The sequence below is a fragment of the Bacteroidota bacterium genome (assembly GCA_005882315.1).
Classification (GTDB): Bacteria; Bacteroidota; Bacteroidia; order Chitinophagales; family Chitinophagaceae; genus VBAR01.
This window is the reverse complement of sequence record VBAR01000001.1, coordinates 1,656,478-1,680,996: the sequence shown is the minus strand read 5'-3', so window position 1 is coordinate 1,680,996 and position 24,519 is coordinate 1,656,478. Positions and strand designations below refer to the sequence as shown.

Sequence of the window (24,519 nt, the reverse complement as noted above, 5' to 3'; positions counted from 1 at the left end):
TTACAGAACAAAGTAAACAAATAACCAAACAGCAGGTATTGCAAATAGCAAAGAATCAAATCTATCGAGAAACCCACCGTGACCGGGCATAAACGAGCCACTGTCTTTTACTCCGGCCATTCTCTTGAGTTTGCTTTCAAATAAATCGCCGAAGGTGCCAATTATGGAAGAGACTGCCGATATTATTATTATTTGATTCCTGAAAATAAACCCATGTGCATATTCATATTGGCTTAAAGTAAATAATATGAACACTCCTACACACAATAAAATTCCTCCTATTGTTCCTTCCCATGTTTTTTTAGGAGAAACCTTTGATAAAGGTGTTTTACCAATAAAGGAACCAACTATGTATGCCATTGTATCATTTATCCAAATACTGCCAATTATAATAGCAGGAATAATCCACCCTTTATCATACCAATTATCCTTACCTGGAATATAAAAAAGTTCCATACTTCTCAAATCCATTATCAGCCCCCAACACAAAGAAATATAAACCAACCCCAATGCTGCAACTCCAAATGCCTTCAGGTTGATTTTATTTTTCTGAAATATCCCCATCATCAAAAAAACAAAACCAGCAATTGAAACCGGGAATGACAAATTCTCTTTTAGACTATAGCCATTGATTTCATACGCCGGTCCACAAAACCAAAGCATGAGTGCATACCCGATCAGCATAAAACCAAAACGAGTATAACGATGATAAATAGTGTTATGAATTTTTTCCAGCAGGTTAAAATACTCCCACCAGCAACCAAAATGAATGATAGAAAATAAAACCAGAAAACTCCAATGATTCCAGAGCAAGCCGGCGAGCATTACCGCTGCAAAAATGATTGCAGTAAGTGTTCTTGTTTTAAATGTCTGGAGATTGAAAGCCATGCGTATCTTATAAACTCGTTTGATCTATTGCTGTGTCCAGGAAGGTTTATTCATGTCTTCATAGTCTATCAGCACTTCCTCACCGGGTTTGTTGATCTGATTTTTACTGATCCTCTCAAAAAGGAAAAATAAACCTATTACTACAACTACGGATACAAGTCCCAACCAACCTGGAGCTTCCGGTTCTTCCACTGACAAATACATTGCGGTTAATGCTATTGCATTATTAATTCCATGGGCAATGATATTGAGCCAGATATTTCCTGACCTGTAATACATCCAGCCGAGCACAAATCCCAACGCTGCCCTGCTTAAAAACCCGAGATAAGAAAAATGCACGGCGCTGAATAAAATGGAAGTAACAATAATTGCAAGTATCGGCATCTTCCACCAGCGGCTGAATAAATTCTGTACTGCACCCCTGAACAATACCTCTTCAAATAAAGCCGGTAGAATAGCTAACATAAATAATGAAAGCAGGAATTCAGGAAAGCTGTCCATTTTACCAATAATGCTTATTTGTGCATTGTATTCTTCCTCAGCGGCTTTGAATTTTTCAAACATCTCTTTAGAAAAGGGTAATGACTCTGTTAGATCAGTAAGGCCGCCTACCATTGGCAAACAGGCAATCATAATTACAATAACAATTCCTGCCTGCCCGATACTCACCTTATTTTTAAAACCCAGGTGTGTAAATGGTTTCTTATGACAATATTTTGCATAAGCCCATGCCGGAACAAAAAACAAAAAGAATGTGGAAACAAACTGCACCAACCTGAGCATGTTTGCATTTTCAGGTACTAATATCTTATTCATTAGTTCTTTGGAAGATAACCCTGAAAGCCCTTTCAAATCACTGCTCACCAATATAGGTATAACAGAAATAAGTGCGGCAAGGATAAATCCGCCGCCGGTAATTGCTGCTAATAGTGCAAACTGGGACCAATAATCTGTTTTTTTTGTTGCCGGATGTGACATTCGTTTCTCTGGTGTTTGAGTTGTAAATTTGCAGGCTCAAATGTAATCAATGAGCATTTAACATTGATTATTGAATACTTAAATGGTCAAAATAGATAACATACAATTACCTGACTTCCCGTTGCTTCTTGCCCCCATGGAAGATGTAAGTGATCCGCCTTTTCGTGCTGTATGTAAGGACAAAGGCGCTGACCTGATGTACACCGAATTTATTTCGAGTGAAGGTTTGATCCGTGATGCTATCAAAAGCCGGAAGAAGCTTGACATCTTCGATTATGAAAGACCTGTCGGTATTCAGATCTTTGGCGGTGATGAAGAAAGTCTGTCAATGGCAGCAAAGATCGTGGAAGTAACCAATCCCGATCTGCTGGATATAAATTTCGGTTGCCCTGTAAAAAAAGTAGCATTGCGAGGTGCCGGTGCCGGCGTATTGAAAGATCTTGACCTGATGGAACGACTTACTTCTGCTGTTGTAAAAGCAACTTCGTTGCCCGTTACTGTAAAAACAAGATTGGGTTGGGATGATAACACAAAGAATATTGAAGAGGTTGCTGAACGATTACAGGATGTCGGCATCAAAGCATTAGCTATTCATGGCAGAACAAGAACACAGATGTATAAAGGTGAAGCTGACTGGACACTGATCGGAAAAGTGAAAAACAATCCACGAATTAAAATCCCCATTTTTGGTAACGGTGATATTGATTCACCGGAAAAAGCATTGGAATATAAGAACCGTTATGGTGTGGATGGGATTATGATCGGCCGTGCTGCTATTGGTTATCCATGGGTGTTTAATGAAATAAAACATTTTGTAAGAACAGGTGAGTACCTGCCGCCACCAACCATTGAAGACAGGGTAGATGTATGCCGCAAACATTTATATAAATCGGTAGAATGGAAAAATCCCATAGTTGGCATCAATGAAATGCGCAGGCATTATGCAAATTATTTAAAAGGTCTTCCCAATATAAAAGAATACCGCAATAAACTGGTCACATTAAAAACAGTTGAAGAAATTGATGAAGTGCTGAATGAAATTGTTGTTACCTACTCAGGCTTTGAATTTGAAAAATCAGCGATAGAGCTGGTGAACTATCATGAAAAATGCCCGGTATAGGGTCGGGACGCTGAAAGCGGCCTGAACCGTAATAGAGAAATTTCATTTAAATTTATTATAGAGGTTCTTTAGTAACAACTAAAACTCTATACCATGAATCTTACTCCAAATGAATTTTATCATGTCTACAACCGGGGCAACAACAAGCAACGAATTTTTTTCAGAGATGAGAACTATTTATTTTTTCTAAATAAAATAAGAACTCAACTTTCTCCTGTTTCATCAGTTATTGCTTATTGCCTCATGCCAAATCATTTTCATTTAATCATTATGGCAACAGAACAATCGGTTATAGAAAGAGCATCGTTTGGAGGTAAACCAATGCAGGAATTTGCATACAAAGTCGGTATTCTTCTCAGCAGTTACTCGCAGGCTATAAATAAGCAGAACAAAACAACTGGCTCATTATTTCAGCAAAAAACAAAAGCAAAGATCCTGGTTGAGAGAATAGATGAAAAGCAGGAAAGTTATCTAATTAATTGTTTACACTACATACATAGAAATCCTCTTAAAGCAGATTTGGTCAGGGAAATTAAGGATTGGCCTTATTCATCATATCCTGATTACGCTGGGCTAAGAAATGGCACTTTATGTAATAAGGAGAAATTTTTCAAACTATCTGGCATCTCAACCGAAGATTTGATTCATAGTAGCTTGATTGATTTAGATGATGCTACTATTGAAAAGCTCTATTAACTTGGACCGTCAGGCCGCTGTAGCGTCCCGACGGCTGAACAATCCATAAACCGACACAACAGTCCAGATAGCTTCCAACACAACAAATGGTATAAAGTCTATCAGCACGGCAGCATAACAACTCAATGCTCCGCCAAGAGTATTTAAAACAAAAAACAGTCTCCCGTTTTCAGGAATCATTTTAATTGTATTAAAAAAATAAGCTAGCAATATAATGCCGACACCGAGAGTGCCGATCCAGTCATTGTATGTCATACTCAGGAATTTTTTGTTGTGAAAGATATAAGCCCTTTAAAATAAGCATGTCCCCTTTTTTCTGCAAAATAATCAGCTGTCAATGCAAGTAATGCCATAACAGCCAGCCCAATCCCTAGTCCCCGCCAGAAATCATGTTTTATATCTCGGATAAAATAAAAATATAAGCCAACTCCAGCTGCTGCAAGAACAATCTCAATCCAGCGATATAAGATGAAATTCTTCATTACTGTTTGCATCCGCGGAATTTCTTTTTCTTTCAGCTCAGAAGGATTCATATCATAAGCATAGACGTTCTGTTTACGATCATTATCGCTTCTTTTGTAAACAGTATAACCAACAACGCCAAGTAATAAACCAATTGCCGCCAATGGTATGGCTGCACCTTTATAAAATTCTGTTTTCAGAAAAAAGAAAAAGATAATGGATATTACAATAGCTACAATTCCGATCGTCATGAACAAACCGCTTTCTGATTTTTCAGCATTAAAATATTTTTCGATATCAGCTTTTGAAAACATGCTTTATTTTTTTATGGCAGCTTTTACTTCGCTTCCTGTGGGAGAAATTGAAGGATCAAAATAATTTACAAGAATTCCTTTTTCATTCACCAGGTATTTTGAAAAATTCCAGCTAGGCTTTTTATTGGTCCAGCCATTTTTATTTTTATCAGTAAGCCACTGAAAAACCGGATGCTGATCCGGGCCGGGAGCCACACTACTTTTTTTCGCCAGTGGGAAGGTGACACCATAATTCAATTTGCAAAACTCTGCTATCTCTTCATCACTCCCCTTTTCCTGTTCCTTAAAATTATTAGCCGGAAAACCAATGATCACAAGGCCATCTTTATTTTCCTCATAAAGTTTTTGCAGATCTTCGTACTGATCAGTATAGCCACAGTCACTTGCTGTATTTACCAGTAAAATTTTTTTACCCTTATAAGTTGAAAGGGGAATCGTTTCTCCGTTATTCATCGTAAAGGATAGATCATACAATGATTGCTTAGGTGCAAGTGTTGAATCATTATTGAACACTTTACTGTTCTTGCCGGTTACTCTTCCCAACCAGGTAAATGCCGGATAAACCGCTTTCAACACACGTTGTCGTATAGTCATATTTTTTGTATTAGCTGTTACCACATAAACATAGCCGCTGAATGTTATTAATAACATCAGCAGAACAATAAATGTTTTTTTAAGGACCGTGATTAGTTTCTTTTTCATAGAACCTACCCGATAAACCACTTAAATATTTTCAACTTTCCTTTCATTGGTGGATATTTTATTGATGGATCAAACCATGTTGGCGCCTTCATCACTGGTTTCTCCCGGGTAAAAGTATTGAATGTGTATCTCCCGTGATAAGCGCCGATACCGCTATTGCCCACACCACCAAAAGGAAAACTCTTATTGGCGAAATACCAAGCTGTTTCATTGATGCTGCCCCCACCAAACGGAGTGTTCTCAATCCATTGTTTTTGTTTATTAGTGCTGCTGGTAAAAAGATAAAAGGCCAGTGGATCAGGGTTTTGTTTCACCACATTCATCGCTTCTTCAGTTGTATTGAATGTAATTATTGGCAGCACAGGCCCGAAAATTTCTTCTGTCATTACCGCTGAATCAAGAGAAACGCTTTCTATTAACGTAGGTTCAAGCCAGCACTTACTGCGATCATGCTTTCCGCCATACAATATTTTACCCTGCTGGAGGTAGCTGATAAGTTTATCAAACCTTTTTTCATTAATTATTTTTCCATAATTATAATCGTCTACAGAGTTACTCGTATAAAATTTTTCAATGGCAATGATCAATTGCTTTACCAATTCATCTTTAACAGATGAATGAACCAGTAAATAATCGGGTGCGACACAGGTTTGTCCCGCATTCAGAAATTTACCCAATACTAATCTTCTTGCTGCTACTTTCAGATTCGCATCTGCCTCTACAATACCAGGACTTTTCCCTCCTAACTCCAGCGTAACGGGTATGAGTTTTTCTGCAGCAGATCTATAAATAATTTTTCCTACAGGTACGCTTCCGGTATAAAAAACAGAATCGAAACGGAATGCATTCATCATCTCAGGAATTACAGTTGCGCCGTCGCCTTCAACCACTTTTACATATTCCGGTGAAAATATTTCTGAGATCATTTTATGAATAAGAAAACTGGTAGCAGAAGAAAACTCGGAGGGTTTAAGAATAACACAATTGCCTCCTGCTATGGCACCAACAAAAGGAACCAGCAACAATTGTAAAGGATAATTCCAGGGGGCAATGATCAGCACAACGCCAAAGGGGTCACGATATATTTTGCAGGATGCGGGCAGGTTCACCATTTCTGTTTCAACCGTTTTTGGCTCCATCCATTGCTTCAGGTGATTCAATGTCATCTTTATTTCGCCCAGTAATAAGCCCAACTCACTTGCATAAGCTTCTTCTTTACTTTTTTTCAAATCAGCATATAATGCATCATAAATTTCCTGTTCGTATTTCAATAACCCCTTTTTGAACTTTAAAAGCTGGCCTTTCCTGAATTCATATGAACGGGTGGCTCCGCTGTCATAATAGCCTCGCATTTTTTCCAGCTCATTTATCAAAGCCATTTAGTTAAATTTGTTACAAGGTAATAAAATCATGACAGACGAATATTTTATGATGCTGGCATTGAAGGAAGCCAAAAGAGCTTTTGAAGAAGATGAAGTTCCTGTTGGCGCAATCGTGGTGCTGAATGAAAAATTGATTGCCCGTGGTCATAATATGGTAGAGAAACTGAATGACCCTACTGCTCACGCCGAAATGATTGCACTCACTTCAGCATTTAATAATCTTGGCGGAAAATATTTACCGGAAGCAACTTTATATATTACTGTTGAACCCTGCCTGATGTGTGCCGGTGCATTATACTGGAGCAAAATTGGAAAAATCGTTTATGGCGCAGATGATGAAAAGAATGGCTATAAAAAAACAACTGGCACTAACTGGCCCTTTCATCCAAAAACAGAATTGATACGTGGTGTATCAAAAGAAGAATGTTCCCAACTAATGAAAGATTTCTTTAAAAAGAAAAGATGAGTAAGGCTAAAGCAACAAAATCTACTACCACACATCCCCGCACCGGCAGGGAAATGAAAATTGATGCGACAGTTTATGAACCTATCAAAGCAGCTATACTTCAAAGTCTTAAAAGAAGCAGGGGAAAAACATTTACTGATCTATCCGATGATGTTGTAAAAATTATAAAAAAGAAAATGCCGGAATTTAAAAAATCAATTCCTTGGTACACTATCTCTATTCTCCTTGATCTGCAAACAAGAGGCATTGTAGAAACATTCACTGAGAAAGGCAAGAAGCTTAATCGGTTAAAATGATCAAAGCGGCTTAATCTTTATATTTTTAAAAGCAATACCACCCCCGTGATCCTGCAAAGCGATATATCCTTTTTTTGACATCCCGTAGGGCTTTACATTTTTCCACTTGCTGTTTTCTTTTTGTTGCTCCCATTCTTTTGACCATAACTCATACTCAACAACTTTAGTTCCGTTCAGCCAATGTTCAACATGACCTTTATTGATCACAATTTTTGTATGATTAAACTCACCTGCTGGTTTCGCAACTTTAGCTGAAGGTGCCTCCATATCATAATTGGCTCCGCTATATTGTTTTTCCTGTAGTTTTTCAGGATAGCCAAGATCATCAATCAGTTGATATTCCGGACCCGACTCATAGCTGGCCCCATTATCTTCTGTCACCATATAAACAATGCCGCTGTTTTTCTTTGGCGAAATTTTCCAATCGATCTGCAATTCGTAGTTTTCATACTGGCTCGCTGTAATTAAATCGGCTCGTTTAGATACACCGGCTTCCTTACAATACAGTTCGCCATTGGCTACAGCCCATCCTTCTGCTGCAAGGTTTTGATAATTGCGCCATCCATTCATGGATGTGCCATCAAACAATAAAACCCAGCCCTCTTTTTTTTCTTTTTTTGAAAGTGTATTATCTTTTTGTTTAGGCATAAAAGACATTATCATAATTAATGCCGCGAATGCTACAATTGTTTTTTTCATATAATTTTTTTTAAACCAATTTTAAATTAATCGGATCCCATTTAACAGGTTTTTCCTGGAAATAACTATCGTTACACAACAAAGCAGGTGCTGCGGCACGGAAACCAAACAACGCATCTTCAACAACTGCTTTTCCACCACGTATGGCACGAATCCAGTTGTAATGATGATCATAATGTGCACCCTTATATCCATCCTGCACCTTAAATACAGTTACATCGGGGTCTTTAATTTTCTTTCTATCATAATCCGGTGCATATTGTTTTTCTTTCAGCACCTGCGCATAATTATCCGGCGGGTATGAAAAGTTTTTTGTCAATGTTACTTTCTCCCACTCCACAGTCATGCTTCCTTCATTGCCCACTAAGCGGAAATAAGAACCATCTGGATTGCTGTCAACAAAATTTACCCGCAAGGATAAATTAAATGCAGGATGTTTATCTGTTTTCGGATAATCAAACATTCCTAACAAGATATCAGGTACATCTCTCCCATCTTTCCAGTAGCGTATGCCACCGGTTGACATAATTCTTGTTGGCCCCATCGAACTAATGATGTAATGCAAGCTTGACAGCAAATGAACAAACAAATCACCACCTACTCCTGTGCCATAATCTTTGAAGCAACGCCAGCGGAAAAACCGTTTGGGGTCATAAGGTAGTTGCGGTTTATCTTTTAAAAAACGTTTCCAATCAACATTCTGGTCATTAGCATCGGCAGGCAGATCATATTGCCAGGCACCGCCGGGTGTATTGCGTGCCCAAAAGCCTTCAACATAATTTAATTGCCCGATTGCACCTGCTTCAAATAATTCTTTTGCCTTTTCATTTCCAACAGAACTCATACCCTGGCTACCAACCTGCAACACTTTTCCGGTTTTTCGCTGTGTTTCTACCATGGCGGCACCTTCAGTTATTTGCTGCACCATTGGTTTTTCGCAGTACACATGTTTACCCGCATTCATCGCATCCACCGAAATATCTTTATGCCAATGATCAGGTGTGCCAACGATCACTGCATCTATATCTTTCCTTAATAAAATCTCTTTATAATCTCTTGTTGTAAAAATGTCGGCCCCGAAATTCTTCTTTGCAGCTTCCAATCTCGGATCAAATAGATCACAGGCAGCAACGATCTTTACACCCGGAATAGTGCGAACCATAAATGCATCAGCTGTCCCCATACCACCGGCTCCTATCAGGGCCACATTAATATTATCATTGGCTGAATAATACTCACGGAGCTTGATCTCCTGTTGCTCTTCTTTTACAGTCGCATTGAGTAATTGCGGAGTTGATGCCGCCAGGGCAGCGCCGGTTATTTTTTGTATAAAACTCCGGCGTGATTTTCCAGTATCGTTCGGCATAATGCTTGTTTTATTATGCAAGAAAGTTACATTAAAATGGATAAGCTGGTAAAATTTTATTCCATATTTCGAAAAATGAATTTGTTTGGCATCATTGTTTCAATCGTAAATTTGTTGTCCTGACAAAACATTATATCACCAGATTAAATCTTAATTTTTATGGCATTTACATTAGCACCCCTTCCATATGCACATGACGCATTGGAACCTCATATTGACACAGCGACTATGCAAATACATCATGGTAAACATCACCAGGCTTATGTTGACAATCTAAATAAAGCAATTGCCGGCACAGAACATGAAAATAAGAGTTTAGAAGAATTAGTAAAGAGTGCAGGCAAGATCTCTCCTGCCGTTCGTAATAATGGCGGTGGTCATTGGAATCATACTTTCTTTTGGGAAAGCCTTGATGAAAATGCAGGCGGCCCTCCTGCCGGTGACCTGGCAAAAGCAATTCATGATGCATTTGGAACTTTTGAGGCGTTTAAAGAAAAATTTGCGAATGCAGGTATGACACGTTTCGGGAGTGGTTGGGCATGGTTAATAATAAAAGATGGCAAGCTTGAAGTTTCTTCAACACCTAACCAGGATAATCCCCTGATGGATGTGGCAGAAGTAAAAGGAACTCCGATTTTGGGAGTGGATGTTTGGGAGCATGCTTATTATTTAAAATATCAGAACCGACGTGTTGAATATTTAGGCGCATTCTGGAATGTAGTAGATTGGAAAAAAGTAGCGGAAAGATTTGCAGCAGCCAGGTAACAAACCAAACTTTCAAAACTAGTTTACAATATCACTTTGTTTAAAGCTGCCTTTTATACCGGGCGGCTTTATTTTTAAATTTAAAAAATGTACGATCTCATATTAAAAAATATTTCCCGTTTCATTACCCTTACTCCGGAAGAAGAACAATTCTTTACTTCTATACTGAAAGTAAAAAAACTAAAGAAAAAACAATACCTGTTGCAGGAGGGTGATATCAGTCATCATGAATATTTTGTAAACAAAGGGTGTCTTCGTACTTATACAATTGATGAAAAAGGGCAGGAACATATCATCCAGTTTGCTATTGAAGATTGGTGGACCGGTGATATGTATAGTTTTTTAACTCATACACCGGCAAAATATACAATCGATGCATTAGAAGATTCTGAATTGCTTTGTCTCGAAAAATCTGCATTGGAAGAACTCTATATTAAAGTACCCAAGTTTGAAAAATTTTTTCGTCATCTTTTACAAAACGCATTTGTCTCTTTACAGGAAAGAGTAGCTGGGAATTTAAGTCAACCCGCAGATGAACGTTACTGTACTTTCATTACCAAATACGCTGACATGGAAAAAAGATTACCTCTTAAACAAATAGCTAGTTATCTCGGTATTACTCCTGAATCACTCAGCCGTATACGCAGCCAGTTTATTAAGAATAAAAAAGTAGCTTAACTCCTACTTAACAGTTTGAAAAAAATCTGCAAGATCAGAAAGCCGCTCATTTGAGCGGCATTGATTTTATTAAAAGAAATTATTATTATTATTCAGCTTGTTGATGGCTTCCACTTTATTGGTAACATGCAGCTTTGAATAAATATTTCTTAAATGGCATTTCACTGTAAGCTGGCTGATGTATAATTTATCCGCGGCTTCTTTTATATGTAGACCCGTTGCAACAAGATTAAGAATTTCGTTTTCCCTGTCAGAGAGTTCTGCCAGTTTATGAACAGTTTTTTGCTGAAAAACACTCACTACCTTTTTGGCAATATAGCGGCTCATGGGTGCACCACCCTGGCTAATTTCCTCCAGCGACTCCAGTATTTCATTGGGTCTTGCATCTTTGATAATATAGCCCACTGCTCCATTTTTCAATGCATTAAAAATATATTCATTGTCGTCGTAATAAGAACATACCATACAGAGTATATCCGGCAACCCGGATTTAATATTTGCAATCAAATCAATTCCATTTTTTCCAGGAAGTTTTATATCAACAATTGCTATATCAGGAGGATTGTTAATAAGATGAGGCAGGGCTGCTTCAGCGGAAGCATAGCTATGTAATACTTTAAACCGGGAAGTATTATTTATCAATTGCTCTAATCCTTCCCGGAAATGTTTATCATCTTCAATAATAGAAACCTTAACCAATGAAATCTTTTTATATAAACAAGATACAAATTTTATCAGTGGTGATATAACATTAAATAAAGCGACACTTAATTTAATACAAACAAGTGTTTAAGGAACTGGATCGTACCCACTGCCTCCCCATGGGTGACAACGACTAATCCTTTTCACAGCTAACCAAAATCCCTTAAATAATCCATGTTTCTTTAATGCTTCTACAGCATAATGCGAGCAGGTAGGTGTGTAGCGGCACTTGGGGCCAAGAATAGGGGAAATGATCCATTGATAAATTTTTATCAATGCAATAAAGGGTAAGCTAAGTATCTGAAGTATTGTTTTCATTGATTATGCTGGATAACTTTTTCAAAGCTAAGGCTACTTTGTCTTTCACTGAATTAAAATCAGGCAACTCCTTACTGTTGTAAACAAAAAAGATATTCAGCTGCTTGCCGGTTATTTTTAACTCTTCGGCCAGTTCATTTTTTTGCAACCGCCATGCTTCTCTTGTCAATCGCTTTATCCTGTTCCGGTCAACTGCACGTTTAAAGTTTTTGGTTGATACCGCGACACCAAACTGAATGGCTTTCGTCTGGGGATCTTTTTCAGGCAATATCTGTGCTATATAAAATATCCTGAACGGGGTTACTGAAAACTTCTTCCCTTCACTGAACAACTGATCAATTTGCTTACGGCTTTTGAGCCGTTCATTTTTTCCTAATGTGAATTGTTTTGCCACAGGTTTCACAGATTTACACAGATTATTCTGAATAAAAAAATAGTCCCGCCAGAAGGCGGGACTACAATAAACTAACCCATCTTTTCAGCGGGGCAGGAATTATTTCAGCTTGCTTTCATCGGAAATGCTCAATTTCTTGCGGCCTTTTGCACGGCGACTTGCCAATACTTTACGGCCATTAGCGGTTTTCATACGTTTACGAAAACCATGCACTGATTTACGGCGCTTCCTATGAGGTTGAAATGTACGTTTCATTATTCTTAATTTTTCACATTTTGAAATATGGATCGGGAGAACGACCCCTGGTTTCATTTCCGCCAGTAGTCACCACACCACCGGTTTGTGAAAGGATGGCAAAGGTAAGGGAATGAGCCTTTCGGGGAAAGCTGATTATCAACTTTATTTTGTCGCGGTTTTACAATTGGCTTATCGCTGAAACTCAATGTCTTTGATGTTATTTTGTAATAATGTATAGGAAGACTTTGACAAAGGAGCAAGCTTTACAAAAGCTTAGACACTACTGCCGTTACCAGGAAAGGTGCCATGCTGAAGTAAGAGAAAAGCTATGGCAGCTAGGGGTAAAGAAAGCCGATCATGATGAAATTATAGCCACCCTGATAGAAGATGACTACCTGAACGAGGAGCGGTTTGCGATACAATTTGCCGGTGGCAAGTACAGACAAAAACAATGGGGCCGGGTAAAAATTAAATACGAGTTGAAACAAAAGCAGGTAAGCGACTACAGCATTAAAAAAGCATTGCAGCAGATTGACGAAGCCGGCTATATTGAAACATTAAAACAATTGGGAGAAAAAAGATACGCTGCATTAAAAAGCGAACAGCACCTGATACGAAAAAAGAAAACGATTGATTATTTAATTCAAAAGGGATATGAATCAGGGCTGGTATATAATTTTTTTAACTAGCATGATTCACCGGGAAATAAACCGAAACTTTTGTTCCATCTCCCTTTTCACTTTCAATTTGTAAAACTGCATTCATTGTTTTTACCAGGTCTTTGATGATAAGATAACCAAGGCCATGACCTTTCCTGTTATCTACATTTGCTGCAGTGATCACCACTTCATCTGCCAGCAGTCTTTGTATTTGGTCCACTGTCATACCCACCCCCTCATCTTTTACCCTGATAATTATATTGCCAGATGTGTATTCTGCTTCCACATATATATTTCCTTTTTCTGTAAAGTTGATAGCATTCGTTAGCAGGTTGTACACTAAGATCTTTACGGGTTCATAAAGCTGATAAATTTCAAGATTCGTAGCCACTCTATTATGTATAGTGTTACCTTTTTGTTTTGCCAGCGATTGCAATAAACCCAACACCTGGTTGACCAATTCACGCAGGCTAAATGTTTCTTTGGCTAACCGACGGTTTTCATTCTGATATTTTATCCAGTTAAGAATGTTTGTAGAAAGCAGTTGAAGTTCCTGTGTAGTGTTCACCATTTCCCGTATCGTTTCCTCCTGCATTTCATCCGTCATCAGTTTACGCTTATCCACAAGGTTTTTTCCGGCTACGGTTATAAACTTTAATGGCGTTACTATATCATGGCTGATTATAGAAATAAGCCTTGTTTTTATACCATCACTTTTTTCCAGCACCTCTGTTTTCTGTTGTAGTTCTTTTGTTTTTTCAGCTACCTGTTTCTCCAACCTTTCCTGTTTTTGCCGCAACTGGCGGGTACGTACATTATAATACCACATAAATAATAAAGCTATTAGCCCCAGCATGATGATATTAAACCACCATTGTTTGTACCAGGGTACGGTTATATAAAATTCGATTTCCTTATAAGTATAATTATCTGTTCCAAATCCATTTTGTTTACGAATAGTAAGTTTGTACTTGCCGGGCGGAAGATTATTAAAACGTATCTCCATTCCCTTCTCAATATTTACTGGCCGCCATTCTGTTTCATCATTCAACTTGTAGCTGATATAAATATTTTCCCTGTTACTCCATCCAGAAACAACAAAATGAATAACAACTTCACTGGTTTTTGCAGGCAGTTTTTTAAAGATGACTGAATCGGGATTAATTGATTTGCTATCAGCCACCACTTCATCAATAAAAATTTCTCCATCAGGCAAAACAGGTTTTGCACCATCGGGCTTTACCCATAACAATCCGTCCATGGAAGGAAAAGAAATGATTCTATTCTTAAGCCTTATAGCACAAGGAGTACAGCCGCCATTCAACTCAGTCATTTTCATTCCATCATTCTTACCATAATAGTAATAATAAACATCCTGCTTGTTTTTCTCAAATACATCTATTAACTCTGTGAGGTTTGCTTTGAAAAGACCGCGGTTAGTGCTTATCCATACATAATCATTTTCATCTTGTATAAAGCAATGAGTAAACAGCAGGTGCTTGTTTTTATCCAGCGGCAATTGTCTTGTAATTCCGTTTTTTGAAATATATAAGCCCCCGCCATAGGTGCCGAAGAAAAGATAATCTTTATACTTCCAGATCGTACGGACACAGTACTGGCCGGCATTAAATAATGTATCCAGTTTCCCTGTTTTAATATTGTATCGTCGAAGTGAATTGCAATTGGCTATCCCCAATACACCCGGTTCAATCTCAATCATATTATAATTGATAGTAGGTCTATCAATAATTTTAAAAGTATAGACTGTTTCCAAAGAATCAGCATTTATCCTGAAAAGACCCAAGTCATCCGCAAAATATATCCTTTCCCCAGACATCGCCATTACTATTTGAGATGTTTCGCGGATCTTACCGTAAACTTTAGTTCTCTTTGTTCTGAAGTTGTAGCTATGAAGACAGGAGTAACCTAGTTGCCTATTTGGCTGGGAATAAAATAATAATGAGTCCCCCGCCTGGAAAATATTTGGACTGAATTCCCCTTGTATAGGTCCAGTTAAGGACCTTGTTGAGTTCTTTCCAATTATATGTGATTCATTGGTCAGGATATTTCCGTTGTCCAACTCCACTTGTGAATAATAAGATGTACGCTGGTTGATACCGGCTTCAGTGTGTCGCAAGGATTCCACCCTGTTTTGACTGATTATAATTACTCCTTTAGAATCGGTTCCGATTATCAGCATTTTTCGTTCATCGTCATACTGCACGTAACGGATAAGTGCATCCTGCGGAACTTCATTTGTAATGAATTCGGCCACCAGTTTTCCGTTTTCGTATTTAATTTTCCATGCTTCGTTTTCATAAAACAAAACAGGAAATTCCATTCCATTTTCCCAGGTAATAAAAATTTTTTGTTTATCGAATGTAGAAAAGCTTTTGTTAAAAATTAACTCTGTTTTTTTTAAGTTGTACCTGGTCTTATCAAAAAGATAAATATTCTGCACAGAGTCAGTGATGAATATTTCATTTCCACATTTAAAAGCATTTGCAGGACGAAATGAAAGTTGACCCGGCGTAGGTGATCTCATTTTATCTGATAATAAAAAAAAATTACCAGAATGCAGTATGAACCCTGTACTGTCATCTGCCGGCAACAATTTACTAAACTGCATCGAATATGCACCTGGGTTTTCGAAATCCTTTAGTCTTTTATACAACCGTTCAGAAAATGCAATTGAAATAATCTTGCTTCTCGCATTACCGCTGATAAATCTTGTCTCAAGAAATGAAAGCCTGTTTTTATTTACCTTAAAAATATTTCCTGTATTATCGGCTGTATAAATATTGCCCTGGTTGTTTCTTACAAGGAACAATATTCTTTCATTATTAATGTGCGGCTCATCGTTGCTATTATATGTTTTAAACTCCAAACCATTAAATCGAACCATACCTGCTTCGGTAGCTATCCAGAGAAAGCCAGTTTGTTTATCCCATTGTAATCCTTTTATACCATTAGAGGGCAATCCGTTCTCTGTATTATAGTACTGAACATGAAACTGCTGCTGCTGTGCATCAGCAGTCTTTATTGCAAATAAAAAAAACAGGAAAAGAAAAACTACTCTCATAGCGTCTTGCTGCTACAATTTACTGCATCCACATTAATAATTCACATTGTAAAGTGTAGCCAGTTCCATCAGCTCTTTTATATTCCCGGCATTTGTTTTTTCATAAATGCGGGTTTTGATCGTAGATACAGTATTCATTTTCAGGTTAAGGGTTTCAGCAATATCCTTTGTACCGATCCCTTTCAATACATAATGTAGTATTTCCAGTTCCCGCGGGGCCAGTGCCCTGAATGGATTATCGTGAAATGGTTCACTATTTGCACTCTTCAACGGTGTTTCGCTGTTCAGGAACCGCTGTAATACCTGTTGCATTTCTTCTTCCCCTACAGTTTTGTGCAGGTAATAATTAATGCCATATTGTTTCAATGCTTCGCCATACACCTCAGCCGGCTGCATGGAAAAAATAAGTATCCATAAATCAGGATATACTTTGCGGATATTAGGAATTACCTCCAATGTACTTCCATCAGAAAGAATAATATCGAGTACGAGATGTGTGTAGTCTTTTTTAACGAGCTCTTTCATTAGTTGGGCGCATGAACCTGCTTCATGGATATCATTATATCCAAGATTGAGTTGCATGAAGAGTTTTAATCCCTTTCTTATCATGCTGTGATCGTCTGCTATCAAAATTTTAGGCTGCATATTCTAATTAATATCGAATTTAAATTACTTAATATTTCACAGAGGTAGAATTTGTTCTACAATAGTCCGCTTGCGGGTGCAATTCTTATAAATTCTTTTTTAACTGTCTTTCAACTAAACGAAACCTGCAAAAAACCGCATTGGTATACAATTTCTATCTAAAACAATATGTCGCCACACTAATGGGGAAACAGTGTAAAAGTCTGCAATCCATGGCGTAGAAAAAAGAATTAACTCTACAAGAATTTTTTTATTTCACCCGAAATTACATCCTCATTCGAAAGTGATACTCCTAAAAACCTGAAACGAAAAATGCTCACACTCTTAATAATCTCCCGTCTTTGTGGTATAAAACCAAGTCAACTAAAAGAGATGGCGATGAAGCAGTTTTTATTCAAACAGGAAAAATTAATACTTACCATTTCTCTTATACTCTTTATGGTAATTGGTGGAGCAGCCTGATTCGATCCTTCACAAAATCATTTTACCTCCATTTGCTGGGTTTTATTTTTTGCTTTCAGTGATCTTAATTTTGGAAACAAAGATTAACGGATAATCGTTACATATCCCTTCAGCATTCTTTTCTCTGCATCATTCAATTGAATGATATAAACAAACACTCCATTGGGCTGATCTGTGCCTTTATATTTTCCATCCCAAGGCCGGCTATTATAATCTTTGGTTTGATAAACGATCTCACCATACCGGTTAAACACCTGGACCAATGCATCCGGATATAAGGCAAGCCCCGGTATCTGCCATACATCATTTTTACCATCACGGTTAGGAGTAAAGCCTGATGGAACATATAAACCTGTAATGATATTTACCGTTACATTATCAATATCTGTACAATTGGTTATTTTATCAACTGCAAGTATTGAATAATCAGTTGTAATATCCGGTGTTGCTGTTGGGTTCAGAATATTCGAAGCACTCAGGAAAGTGGATGGTGTCCACGTAAAATTATAACTCGAAGGATTAGCAATCGTTGCATCTAATGTAGTGCTACCACCTGTGTTAAGGAATTTATCCGGCCCTGCATTTATGGATGGGTTAGGATTTATCGTGATTGAATTCGTTACAGGCAATGATCGGCAACCTGCTGCATTCGCAACTATTAAACTGATATTATATGTGTTGGCAGAACTGTATGTCCGGATAAACGGAGGAGCATTTGTTCCCGTTCCGTTTCCAAAATTCCAGTTCCATACTGTTACCCCTGTACTTGATGAATTAAACTGTACCGGCTTGTTTACACAAGCCGTATCCGCTATTACTGTAAATGATGCAACAGGATTAGGATTGATCAAAGGAATACTAAAAGTTGCAGTGTCACTCACACATCCGGCACCAAGATTTACCACATGGCGGATAGTAATATTTGTTAACCCGGTTGAATAACTATGTGAAGCTGTATTGCTTGTTGTTGAACTAAAATTTTGCCCATCACCAAAATCCCACCACCAGGTTGCTGGTGATGCGCCGGCAGTATAGGATGATACAAATCTTTGCAAACTGTCAATACAAGGCAGGCCGGTATTGGTCATTGTTGCCGAAGGACGGTTATTTACACTTACTGTTCTTCTGAATGTATCACTTTTGCATCCGTTATTTGAAAACACAACTAATGAAACAACAAAATTACCTGTAGTTGTATAAGGATGCCAGAACGCCGAATTATTATTCCTTATTAAAGTATTGCCATCGCCAAAATTCCATTGCCAGCTTGTAATGGTTCCGACAGCAACTGATGAAGTATCTGTAAAGCGAATTGAATCGGTTACACAGATATTTCCACTGTAACCAAACTTAGCTATTGGCGATATAAAAACATTGATTGAACGGCGCATGGTATCACTCTTGCATCCGTTATTTGAGTTTACAACTAATGAGATGGTATATGGCCCGGGAGCTGTATAATGATGATAGAACGGTGAATTGTTTGTTCTTGTTATAGTATTGCCATCACCAAAATTCCATTGCCAGCTGGCGATCGTTCCTGAGCTGATCAATGTGCTATCTGTGAGAAAAACTGAATCGGTTTGACAAATAGGATTAGTTACACCAAAGTTGGCAACCGGCGAATCAAAGACGTTTATTGTTTTAGTGGTATCCCCTACGCAACCATTGGTTGCAATTACCCTATATCGTACATCATGATTACCCGCTGTTGCAAATTTCTTTACTGCATTTACGGTTGTTTGTGTAGTAGCATCATCAAATGTCCAGATATAATTATTTAAAGTAAATATGCCGGGTACAGCTGTTCCGGTCAAATAGACGCTATCCTTTAAACAAGCAGGAGATGAAAAATTGAAATTTGAAACTGGCCCCGGTTTCACTACCACTTTTACCTGTGCATACTCAGTTTGACTACAGTTCTCAATTACAGTGGCTGTAAATGAAACAGGGATAAAATAAGTTCCGGTTGTGGCAAAACTAAAATCCTGTTGCAAAGTATAAATATAATAAGTACGACCATTGATCAACTCAGTGGTAACAGGAACCGGGTTATTGATAATTGAATCCGCATTAGGTGTCATCGTTGCTACCTGGCTCAGCTTCCAATGAATTGAAGTGGCCTGGTAACCTAGTTTTACAAACAACCTTACCGGAGATTTTGGACATGTGAATGAATCAATATTGGTAGTTGTATTAAAAGTATTTTTTATAGTACTGTAATGATTAAGATTGTTGATGTTGGTGCCAACATTATAACCATAGCTTTCAAAAAAACCAAGACCATACATTGTTGCCGTAAAGTTAGAATCACTTACAAGCCTGTGTTGTGCTGCAGCACCCAATATTCTTGCTACCGCAACTGAATAACCGGGATGATTAGGATGCGGACGGATATTTGCCGGATTAAATGCTGCTCCATCCAAACGTAATGATGCAAGACCTGCATTGGAAACAATTACATTTAAATAATTGAAATCGATATTAGCATTACGTGTTGCATAAAACAATACATCACTTCTTCCCTGCTCTACCGGGCTTAGGTAAAACATTTCAGGATCACCATACGCAAATTGGCTCGCCAGGTAACAGCGGTTACCACCGGGTGTATACTGCCCCATAAGAACCGGCTTATCTGCTTCAATATAATCACCACCTAAACTGTCAAGATATTCGTAATAAAAATTATTGATCAGTCCTGTCATCACTACGCCATTCCTTTTTACCACTGTGGTTGGATCGGAAACAGCAATGCGGTAAAAATTTTTAAATTGATCATTAATATCAGTTGTTGTATTGTTTAGTGTGTGATAAGTAAGATAACGGGTACCCCATGCCTGTGTAGGAAATACCTGTTGTTGCATGTATTCACCACCATCATTTTTACAAAGCCTGATACCTCCGCTGCCGGAAAAAACAGCAACCGGATGACAGTTGCCATCCGCACCGGGCACAGATAACACTTTGCTACCGGACATATCCTTGCTGGCATCTACTATTTTGTTCGATGGACCTAATTTTCCCATTACATTATACAGTTGTCCTTTGTTCAGGTTTACTGTATAAGTTTGCCCTGGAAGCCATCCGTTTCTTGTAGTATCAGATGGTGTAATTTCAAGTTTTGTGTTGTCTTCTGATGCGATCACATAAAACCAGGAATACCATGCCGGCCCGTTTTGGGTTGTTGTAATGGGTGGATTCGGCGGGCTTGATCCTGAAGTGGATTGAGAATAGTTTAAAGAATAATATTTGTAGCCATAAGTTTCAACAGGCATCAGCATTGTAGCCCCGGAAACCATATTATTGTATGCATGTGCATATACTACGATCGGCGTATCACTTACAATATGAACTCCCCTGTTAAATAAGCCTTCGTTGAAAATTCTTGCATCATCAACTCCCGATTTTGGAACCCGGATGGTTGCATTAACGGTATTGGCAGGAATATTCACTGTTTGACTCCAACCGGTACTGTTTACAGATACAGTAACCGTGGCAGGTTGTTCTGCGCTTAAGTACAATACAAGCTCCTGTGTATTGGTCGGAGCTTCCATGTCAAACACCCAGCAATAACCATAGCCCAACCAAAACTCTTTCCCTTTGTTTGATTTGTCCTGCGAAAAGGAAAAAACAAAGGATAAAAGACTAACGACTAATAGTATTGAGACCCGGAGACGCATCATTTGAATCAAGATACAATATTCAATAGAATATCGTTTTTAAACAGTAGAACAAATTCTACATGCAGCATTCAATAGTTGGTATAACCTTGCGAACCCTTTCACAAATACCATAACAAAAAAATTACAAACATGAACAAGCGCTGCTTAGGAAAACTACACTATTCTCTTCTTTCAATAGTGCTGCTTTTTTCCTCGGTTTTATTGCATGCACAGACTAGCAATTACAACACAACTACCTGGAGGTTTAGTAATCCTACGCCAATGGGCGCCACCTTTACTGACCTTGATTATTTTGATAATAATACAGCTCTTGCTACTAGTAGTGATGGCTGTATAGCCAAAACAACTAATGGAGGAACTAACTGGACATATGGTGCATTCACCTTTACTACTCCTGCAGGTTTGGTAATAAAACCTGTTTTTAATGATGTACATTTTGTTACATCAACCGTTGCTTATGCAGTTGGCACTCCGGGCTGTATGGTTAAAACGACTGATGGCGGTACTACCTGGAGTTTTGTGAATACACCACTTTATGCAAATTCAAAATCTATCAATGCTGTTTGGTTTATAGACGCAAATAAAGGTTATATCGGAGGCCAATGGAACACACTGGATTCAATTCCAAAATTGTATGTTACAAATAATGGTGGTGCTACATGGGATTCTTTAGCTGCACCCGGTATTAGTGGCACAACAAAAGTCGGGTTCGTTAATAATGCTACCTATCCGGGAATTGATTACCCTGTTGATGCTAAAGCAAAAGAGATATTCCGCATCACTTTCCTGAATAACTCAATAGGTTACATATCCGGTGGTGGTAATAGTACCATTTTTCCAACTTTGCCTATACCCAACATAACCAGTACTGCAACTTGCGCCTTTACAGGAACACAGACAACAGGGTCAACAAATGCCAGCCTTCTATGGAAATTTGATAATGGAACATTAATAGACTACTCCATCAGTAAAGAGAGATTGGGTTATACCGGCTACCCTGCTCTTCCATTAAACTGTACTTCTAAATTCGGAACCGTAAATCAAACTGTTCAGCAATACAGGGCTTTGAATATTATTAATGACTCGTTGATCGTTATGATGTCATTCAATAATAATATAGTAATAAGAGTAAGAACAGGAAAGAACGATAGCACTCAAAATATTAACAGACCCGGTGTTTATGAAAAAGGAAGATATGAAGTATTAAATACTGGCCCTAGTGGTCCTCCTCCCGGCTATCCGGTGATTCCGGCTATACAGGTGTTAAACGCATCTAATCCTTACCAGATGCTAAGAGCAGCAGACGGAAAACTTTATGCAAATGGAAACTTTGGACGTCTATGGACTTCTGTTGATACAGGAAGAAACTGGGTTCAGCAGAACTGTTTACCTGCCAATACAAACTTTAATCAATTTGCTGTTTGGGCTATGGACATAACTCCTGGTGGTAAATTTTATGTGATGGGACAGGCAGGTGTGATGGCTGATTCTACCACAGGCGGAGTTTGGAGAAGTGATTACAAATTTGTTGCTCCGGGTGCAGGTTATGTTGATTTTGAATTTGCTGATTGTAACAATGGAATAGCTTCAGGAGGGCCATCTATTACTGTAACACAAGATGGTGGAAAAACATGGATTGACAGAAACAGACCCGATTTTCAAGCACTTAATATTCAAATCACAGGAGTTGTATATCCTGCCGTTAATAAAGCCTATTTTTCTACTAGTGTTGGAAATCTATATCGTACTACAGACCAGGCACAAACAATGGACCCCTTATTTGCCAACAACCTTTATCAATTAAATGATGTGGCTGCTATTGGTAATGATACAATCTGGGCTACCGCTTATAGTGCATTCACTATTCCTGCTGCAAACCGCACCACTACAATTCTCAGATCGATTGATAATGGCGCTACGTTTCAAACCTTTGGCGGGTTTCCGGTAGGATCAACTTCGCCAAACTTAAGTAGGATGTCTTTCTCAAGTCGCAATGTAGGTTATATAGCAGGTACACGTAATGGCGTTTATAAAACAATTGATGGTGGTGCTACCTGGACAAGTATTAATCCTTTCCCATCATTAAATGAAGGACCAACAGGTTTTCCAAATACATTTATTACTTACACGGAAATCTTTGCGTTGAATGATAATACCGTGTTTGTTATTGGAAATATGTTTACCAGTACTGGAATAAAAAGAGTCTATAAAACAACTGATGGGGGTGCTAACTGGACAGATATCACAGGCAATATCCCGGCATTACTTCCGGTTGGTAATCTTATTGGTCTTATGGCACATGATGCCAATAACCTTTATGTGACTGCTGGTAGTTCACTGTTTAAAACAACAGATGGTGGTGCTAACTGGATAATGGATCTGCCTCCTGCAGGTGGCATTTTTGAAACAATGGCTTTTGCTCCGAAAACTGTACCTGCCGCTATTCCGTTTGCAAACAGAAAATTATTTGTTAGCGGTGTAGGTGGTGCTGGCACACTGCCGCCAATTATGGAATACGGAAGTCCATTTAATGTAAATGTAAACTCTACTGAAACTGTAACCAATGCAACCTGTACCAATCTTACAGCAGGAAGTATTACAATAAATGCAACCGGCGGACTTGCACCTTATACTTACAGTATCAATGGTGGTGCATTCCAATCATCTAATTTATTTACAGGTTTAACGCAAGGCCCTAAAACAATAACAGTTAAGGATGCTTTTTGCGGAACACTGACAAAAACTGTGACCGTTGGATTTACCGATAACCTTGTGTTGACTACCAACAGAGATACGGCGGTATGTTCTGCACAACCTGTACCGATGCTTGCATCTACTAATGGCACCGGCGCTTCTTTTGCCTGGACACCAACAGCTGGTTTGTCAAATCCGGGTATCAGCAACCCTGTAGCCACAGTAACTGCAAATGCTGCATATACAGTGACTGCAACACTTAATGGTTGTGTCAGATCAAATACAGTAAACATCCTGATAAGGCCAGTACCAATTATTAGTGCAGGACCTGATAAAACGATCGTAGATGGAGACCAGGTCACCCTTGAGGGTGCAGCGATCGCTCCTGTTTTCATGACATGGACACCAAGCGCAACCTTAACCTTTGCCAACACATTGAACCCAGTGGCAAAACCAAACATTACAACTATCTATACACTTCTGGTGAGAAACGGGGAGAACTGTACTTCCACAGATGATATGGTTGTCACTGTTATTCCTTATTGTGCAAAGGTTATGGATGCCTTTACACCAAATGGCGATGGTACAAACGACAGATGGATCGTTTCAAATGGCACAGCATGTTACACTCAAGTATCCGTATCCGTATTTAACCGTTATGGTGGCGAAGTATATAAAAATGCCAACTACCAGAACAACTGGGAAGGCACTTATAATAGTAAACCAGTCGCTGATGGTACTTACTACTACGTGGTAACATATAAACTCATCAATGGCCGTTCAATTACTCTGAAAGGTGATGTAACAATTTTGAGATAACATTTAAATTAA

23 protein-coding genes are annotated in these 24,519 nt (G+C 38.4%); 8 read left to right on the top strand and 15 right to left on the bottom strand.

Features of this window, described 5'->3' with window-relative positions:
- Complete coding sequence (locus E6H07_07010; protein TMI65653.1) at nt 1-888, bottom strand: phosphatidate cytidylyltransferase; 888 nt, start codon at nt 886-888, stop codon at nt 1-3.
- 24 nt (nt 889-912) lie between these two features.
- Entirely contained in the window at nt 913-1,866 is a 954-nt protein-coding gene (locus E6H07_07005; GenBank protein ID TMI65652.1) for a CPBP family intramembrane metalloprotease, read from the bottom strand.
- Nucleotides 1,867-1,948: 82 nt separating this feature from the next.
- On the opposite strand from E6H07_07005, the gene dusB reads away from it, so the two are divergent.
- Complete coding sequence (dusB, locus tag E6H07_07000; protein ID TMI65651.1) at nt 1,949-2,986, top strand: tRNA dihydrouridine synthase DusB; 1,038 nt, start codon at nt 1,949-1,951, stop codon at nt 2,984-2,986.
- A 270-nt stretch (nt 2,987-3,256) separates the two neighbouring features.
- On the top strand, nt 3,257-3,682 hold the full coding sequence (locus tag E6H07_06995) for a hypothetical protein (GenBank protein ID TMI65650.1): 426 nt from the start codon (nt 3,257-3,259) through the stop codon (nt 3,680-3,682).
- A 9-nt stretch (nt 3,683-3,691) separates the two neighbouring features.
- Here the strand turns inward: E6H07_06995 and E6H07_06990 are convergent, their stop codons facing one another.
- The 4 genes from E6H07_06990 to E6H07_06975 form a co-directional block, all read right to left on the bottom strand.
- On the bottom strand, nt 3,692-3,937 hold the full coding sequence (locus tag E6H07_06990; GenBank protein TMI65649.1) for a hypothetical protein: 246 nt from the start codon (nt 3,935-3,937) through the stop codon (nt 3,692-3,694).
- A 2-nt stretch (nt 3,938-3,939) separates the two neighbouring features.
- Nucleotides 3,940-4,458: a hypothetical protein gene (locus E6H07_06985; protein TMI65648.1), complete on the bottom strand. Its 519-nt coding sequence runs from the start codon at nt 4,456-4,458 to the stop codon at nt 3,940-3,942.
- Nucleotides 4,459-4,461: 3 nt separating this feature from the next.
- A complete protein-coding gene (locus E6H07_06980; GenBank protein TMI66488.1) occupies nt 4,462-5,052 on the bottom strand; it encodes a glutathione peroxidase in 591 nt (196 codons plus the stop codon).
- Between the two features lie 113 nt (nt 5,053-5,165).
- The gene (locus E6H07_06975; protein ID TMI65647.1) at nt 5,166-6,539 is read right to left on the bottom strand and encodes an aldehyde dehydrogenase family protein; all 1,374 of its coding nucleotides are present in this window, start codon (nt 6,537-6,539) and stop codon (nt 5,166-5,168) included.
- A 31-nt stretch (nt 6,540-6,570) separates the two neighbouring features.
- Between E6H07_06975 and E6H07_06970 the strand changes: the two genes are divergently transcribed.
- Entirely contained in the window at nt 6,571-7,008 is a 438-nt protein-coding gene (locus E6H07_06970; protein TMI65646.1) for a nucleoside deaminase, read from the top strand.
- Nucleotides 7,005-7,304, top strand: a complete 300-nt coding sequence (locus E6H07_06965; protein TMI65645.1) for a hypothetical protein — start codon at nt 7,005-7,007, stop codon at nt 7,302-7,304. The genes E6H07_06970 and E6H07_06965 overlap by 4 nt, the downstream gene beginning before the upstream one ends.
- On the opposite strand, the gene E6H07_06960 is transcribed toward E6H07_06965, so the two are convergent.
- Nucleotides 7,305-8,003 (bottom strand): DUF1080 domain-containing protein, encoded by a 699-nt coding sequence (locus tag E6H07_06960; GenBank protein TMI65644.1) that lies wholly within the window; start codon nt 8,001-8,003, stop codon nt 7,305-7,307.
- 10 nt (nt 8,004-8,013) lie between these two features.
- Nucleotides 8,014-9,369, bottom strand: a complete 1,356-nt coding sequence (locus E6H07_06955) for a Gfo/Idh/MocA family oxidoreductase (protein TMI65643.1) — start codon at nt 9,367-9,369, stop codon at nt 8,014-8,016.
- Nucleotides 9,370-9,528: 159 nt separating this feature from the next.
- On the opposite strand from E6H07_06955, the gene E6H07_06950 reads away from it, so the two are divergent.
- On the top strand, nt 9,529-10,134 hold the full coding sequence (locus E6H07_06950) for a superoxide dismutase (protein TMI65642.1): 606 nt from the start codon (nt 9,529-9,531) through the stop codon (nt 10,132-10,134).
- An 87-nt stretch (nt 10,135-10,221) separates the two neighbouring features.
- Nucleotides 10,222-10,812, top strand: coding sequence for a Crp/Fnr family transcriptional regulator (locus E6H07_06945; protein ID TMI65641.1), 591 nt, complete (start codon nt 10,222-10,224; stop codon nt 10,810-10,812).
- A gap of 69 nt (nt 10,813-10,881) precedes the next feature.
- Here E6H07_06945 and E6H07_06940 read toward each other — a convergent pair whose 3' ends face one another.
- From E6H07_06940 to E6H07_06925, 4 genes are all read right to left on the bottom strand, one after another.
- Complete coding sequence (locus E6H07_06940; GenBank protein TMI65640.1) at nt 10,882-11,511, bottom strand: response regulator transcription factor; 630 nt, start codon at nt 11,509-11,511, stop codon at nt 10,882-10,884.
- Nucleotides 11,512-11,601: 90 nt separating this feature from the next.
- The gene (gene yidD, locus E6H07_06935) at nt 11,602-11,832 is read right to left on the bottom strand and encodes a membrane protein insertion efficiency factor YidD (protein ID TMI65639.1); all 231 of its coding nucleotides are present in this window, start codon (nt 11,830-11,832) and stop codon (nt 11,602-11,604) included.
- Nucleotides 11,807-12,226 carry a ribonuclease P protein component gene (gene rnpA, locus E6H07_06930; GenBank protein TMI65638.1) on the bottom strand — a complete coding sequence of 140 codons (420 nt, stop codon included), beginning with the start codon at nt 12,224-12,226 and terminating at the stop codon, nt 11,807-11,809. Before rnpA ends, yidD begins: the two co-directional genes overlap by 26 nt.
- 99 nt (nt 12,227-12,325) lie before the next feature.
- Nucleotides 12,326-12,481: a 50S ribosomal protein L34 gene (locus tag E6H07_06925; protein ID TMI65637.1), complete on the bottom strand. Its 156-nt coding sequence runs from the start codon at nt 12,479-12,481 to the stop codon at nt 12,326-12,328.
- Between the two features lie 212 nt (nt 12,482-12,693).
- On the opposite strand from E6H07_06925, the gene E6H07_06920 reads away from it, so the two are divergent.
- Nucleotides 12,694-13,152 (top strand): regulatory protein RecX, encoded by a 459-nt coding sequence (locus E6H07_06920; protein ID TMI65636.1) that lies wholly within the window; start codon nt 12,694-12,696, stop codon nt 13,150-13,152.
- Here E6H07_06920 and E6H07_06915 read toward each other — a convergent pair.
- From E6H07_06915 to E6H07_06905, 3 genes are all read right to left on the bottom strand, one after another.
- On the bottom strand, nt 13,145-16,204 hold the full coding sequence (locus E6H07_06915; GenBank protein ID TMI65635.1) for a hypothetical protein: 3,060 nt from the start codon (nt 16,202-16,204) through the stop codon (nt 13,145-13,147). The two genes, E6H07_06920 and E6H07_06915, sit on opposite strands and share 8 nt — an antisense overlap.
- Nucleotides 16,205-16,237: 33 nt before the next feature.
- Nucleotides 16,238-16,849 carry a response regulator transcription factor gene (locus tag E6H07_06910; GenBank protein ID TMI65634.1) on the bottom strand — a complete coding sequence of 204 codons (612 nt, stop codon included), beginning with the start codon at nt 16,847-16,849 and terminating at the stop codon, nt 16,238-16,240.
- A gap of 545 nt (nt 16,850-17,394) precedes the next feature.
- The gene (locus tag E6H07_06905) at nt 17,395-20,994 is read right to left on the bottom strand and encodes a PKD domain-containing protein (GenBank protein TMI65633.1); all 3,600 of its coding nucleotides are present in this window, start codon (nt 20,992-20,994) and stop codon (nt 17,395-17,397) included.
- Nucleotides 20,995-21,123: 129 nt separating this feature from the next.
- Here E6H07_06905 and E6H07_06900 point away from each other — a divergent pair, with 129 nt between their 5' ends.
- Nucleotides 21,124-24,507 carry a T9SS type B sorting domain-containing protein gene (locus E6H07_06900; GenBank protein TMI65632.1) on the top strand — a complete coding sequence of 1,128 codons (3,384 nt, stop codon included), beginning with the start codon at nt 21,124-21,126 and terminating at the stop codon, nt 24,505-24,507.
- Nucleotides 24,508-24,519 lie beyond the last annotated feature (12 nt).

What these genes read in the sequence shown, in the direction of transcription:
- dusB (TMI65651.1), top strand. Translation starts at nt 1,949, where the DNA reads ATGGTCAAAATAGATAACATACAATTACCTGACTTCCCGTTGCTTCTT.
- E6H07_07005 (TMI65652.1), bottom strand. Translation starts at nt 1,866, where the DNA reads ATGTCACATCCGGCAACAAAAAAAACAGATTATTGGTCCCAGTTTGCA.
- E6H07_06970 (TMI65646.1), top strand. Translation starts at nt 6,571, where the DNA reads ATGACAGACGAATATTTTATGATGCTGGCATTGAAGGAAGCCAAAAGA.
- E6H07_06910 (TMI65634.1), bottom strand. Translation starts at nt 16,849, where the DNA reads ATGCAGCCTAAAATTTTGATAGCAGACGATCACAGCATGATAAGAAAG.
- E6H07_06990 (TMI65649.1), bottom strand. Translation starts at nt 3,937, where the DNA reads ATGACATACAATGACTGGATCGGCACTCTCGGTGTCGGCATTATATTG.
- E6H07_07010 (TMI65653.1), bottom strand. Translation starts at nt 888, where the DNA reads ATGGCTTTCAATCTCCAGACATTTAAAACAAGAACACTTACTGCAATC.
- E6H07_06920 (TMI65636.1), top strand. Translation starts at nt 12,694, where the DNA reads ATGTATAGGAAGACTTTGACAAAGGAGCAAGCTTTACAAAAGCTTAGA.
- E6H07_06995 (TMI65650.1), top strand. Translation starts at nt 3,257, where the DNA reads ATGGCAACAGAACAATCGGTTATAGAAAGAGCATCGTTTGGAGGTAAA.
- E6H07_06950 (TMI65642.1), top strand. Translation starts at nt 9,529, where the DNA reads ATGGCATTTACATTAGCACCCCTTCCATATGCACATGACGCATTGGAA.
- E6H07_06960 (TMI65644.1), bottom strand. Translation starts at nt 8,003, where the DNA reads ATGAAAAAAACAATTGTAGCATTCGCGGCATTAATTATGATAATGTCT.
- E6H07_06980 (TMI66488.1), bottom strand. Translation starts at nt 5,052, where the DNA reads ATGACTATACGACAACGTGTGTTGAAAGCGGTTTATCCGGCATTTACC.
- yidD (TMI65639.1), bottom strand. Translation starts at nt 11,832, where the DNA reads ATGAAAACAATACTTCAGATACTTAGCTTACCCTTTATTGCATTGATA.
- E6H07_06905 (TMI65633.1), bottom strand. Translation starts at nt 20,994, where the DNA reads ATGATGCGTCTCCGGGTCTCAATACTATTAGTCGTTAGTCTTTTATCC.
- E6H07_06975 (TMI65647.1), bottom strand. Translation starts at nt 6,539, where the DNA reads ATGGCTTTGATAAATGAGCTGGAAAAAATGCGAGGCTATTATGACAGC.
- E6H07_06945 (TMI65641.1), top strand. Translation starts at nt 10,222, where the DNA reads ATGTACGATCTCATATTAAAAAATATTTCCCGTTTCATTACCCTTACT.
- E6H07_06900 (TMI65632.1), top strand. Translation starts at nt 21,124, where the DNA reads ATGAACAAGCGCTGCTTAGGAAAACTACACTATTCTCTTCTTTCAATA.
- E6H07_06965 (TMI65645.1), top strand. Translation starts at nt 7,005, where the DNA reads ATGAGTAAGGCTAAAGCAACAAAATCTACTACCACACATCCCCGCACC.
- E6H07_06955 (TMI65643.1), bottom strand. Translation starts at nt 9,369, where the DNA reads ATGCCGAACGATACTGGAAAATCACGCCGGAGTTTTATACAAAAAATA.
- E6H07_06925 (TMI65637.1), bottom strand. Translation starts at nt 12,481, where the DNA reads ATGAAACGTACATTTCAACCTCATAGGAAGCGCCGTAAATCAGTGCAT.
- E6H07_06985 (TMI65648.1), bottom strand. Translation starts at nt 4,458, where the DNA reads ATGTTTTCAAAAGCTGATATCGAAAAATATTTTAATGCTGAAAAATCA.
- E6H07_06915 (TMI65635.1), bottom strand. Translation starts at nt 16,204, where the DNA reads ATGAGAGTAGTTTTTCTTTTCCTGTTTTTTTTATTTGCAATAAAGACT.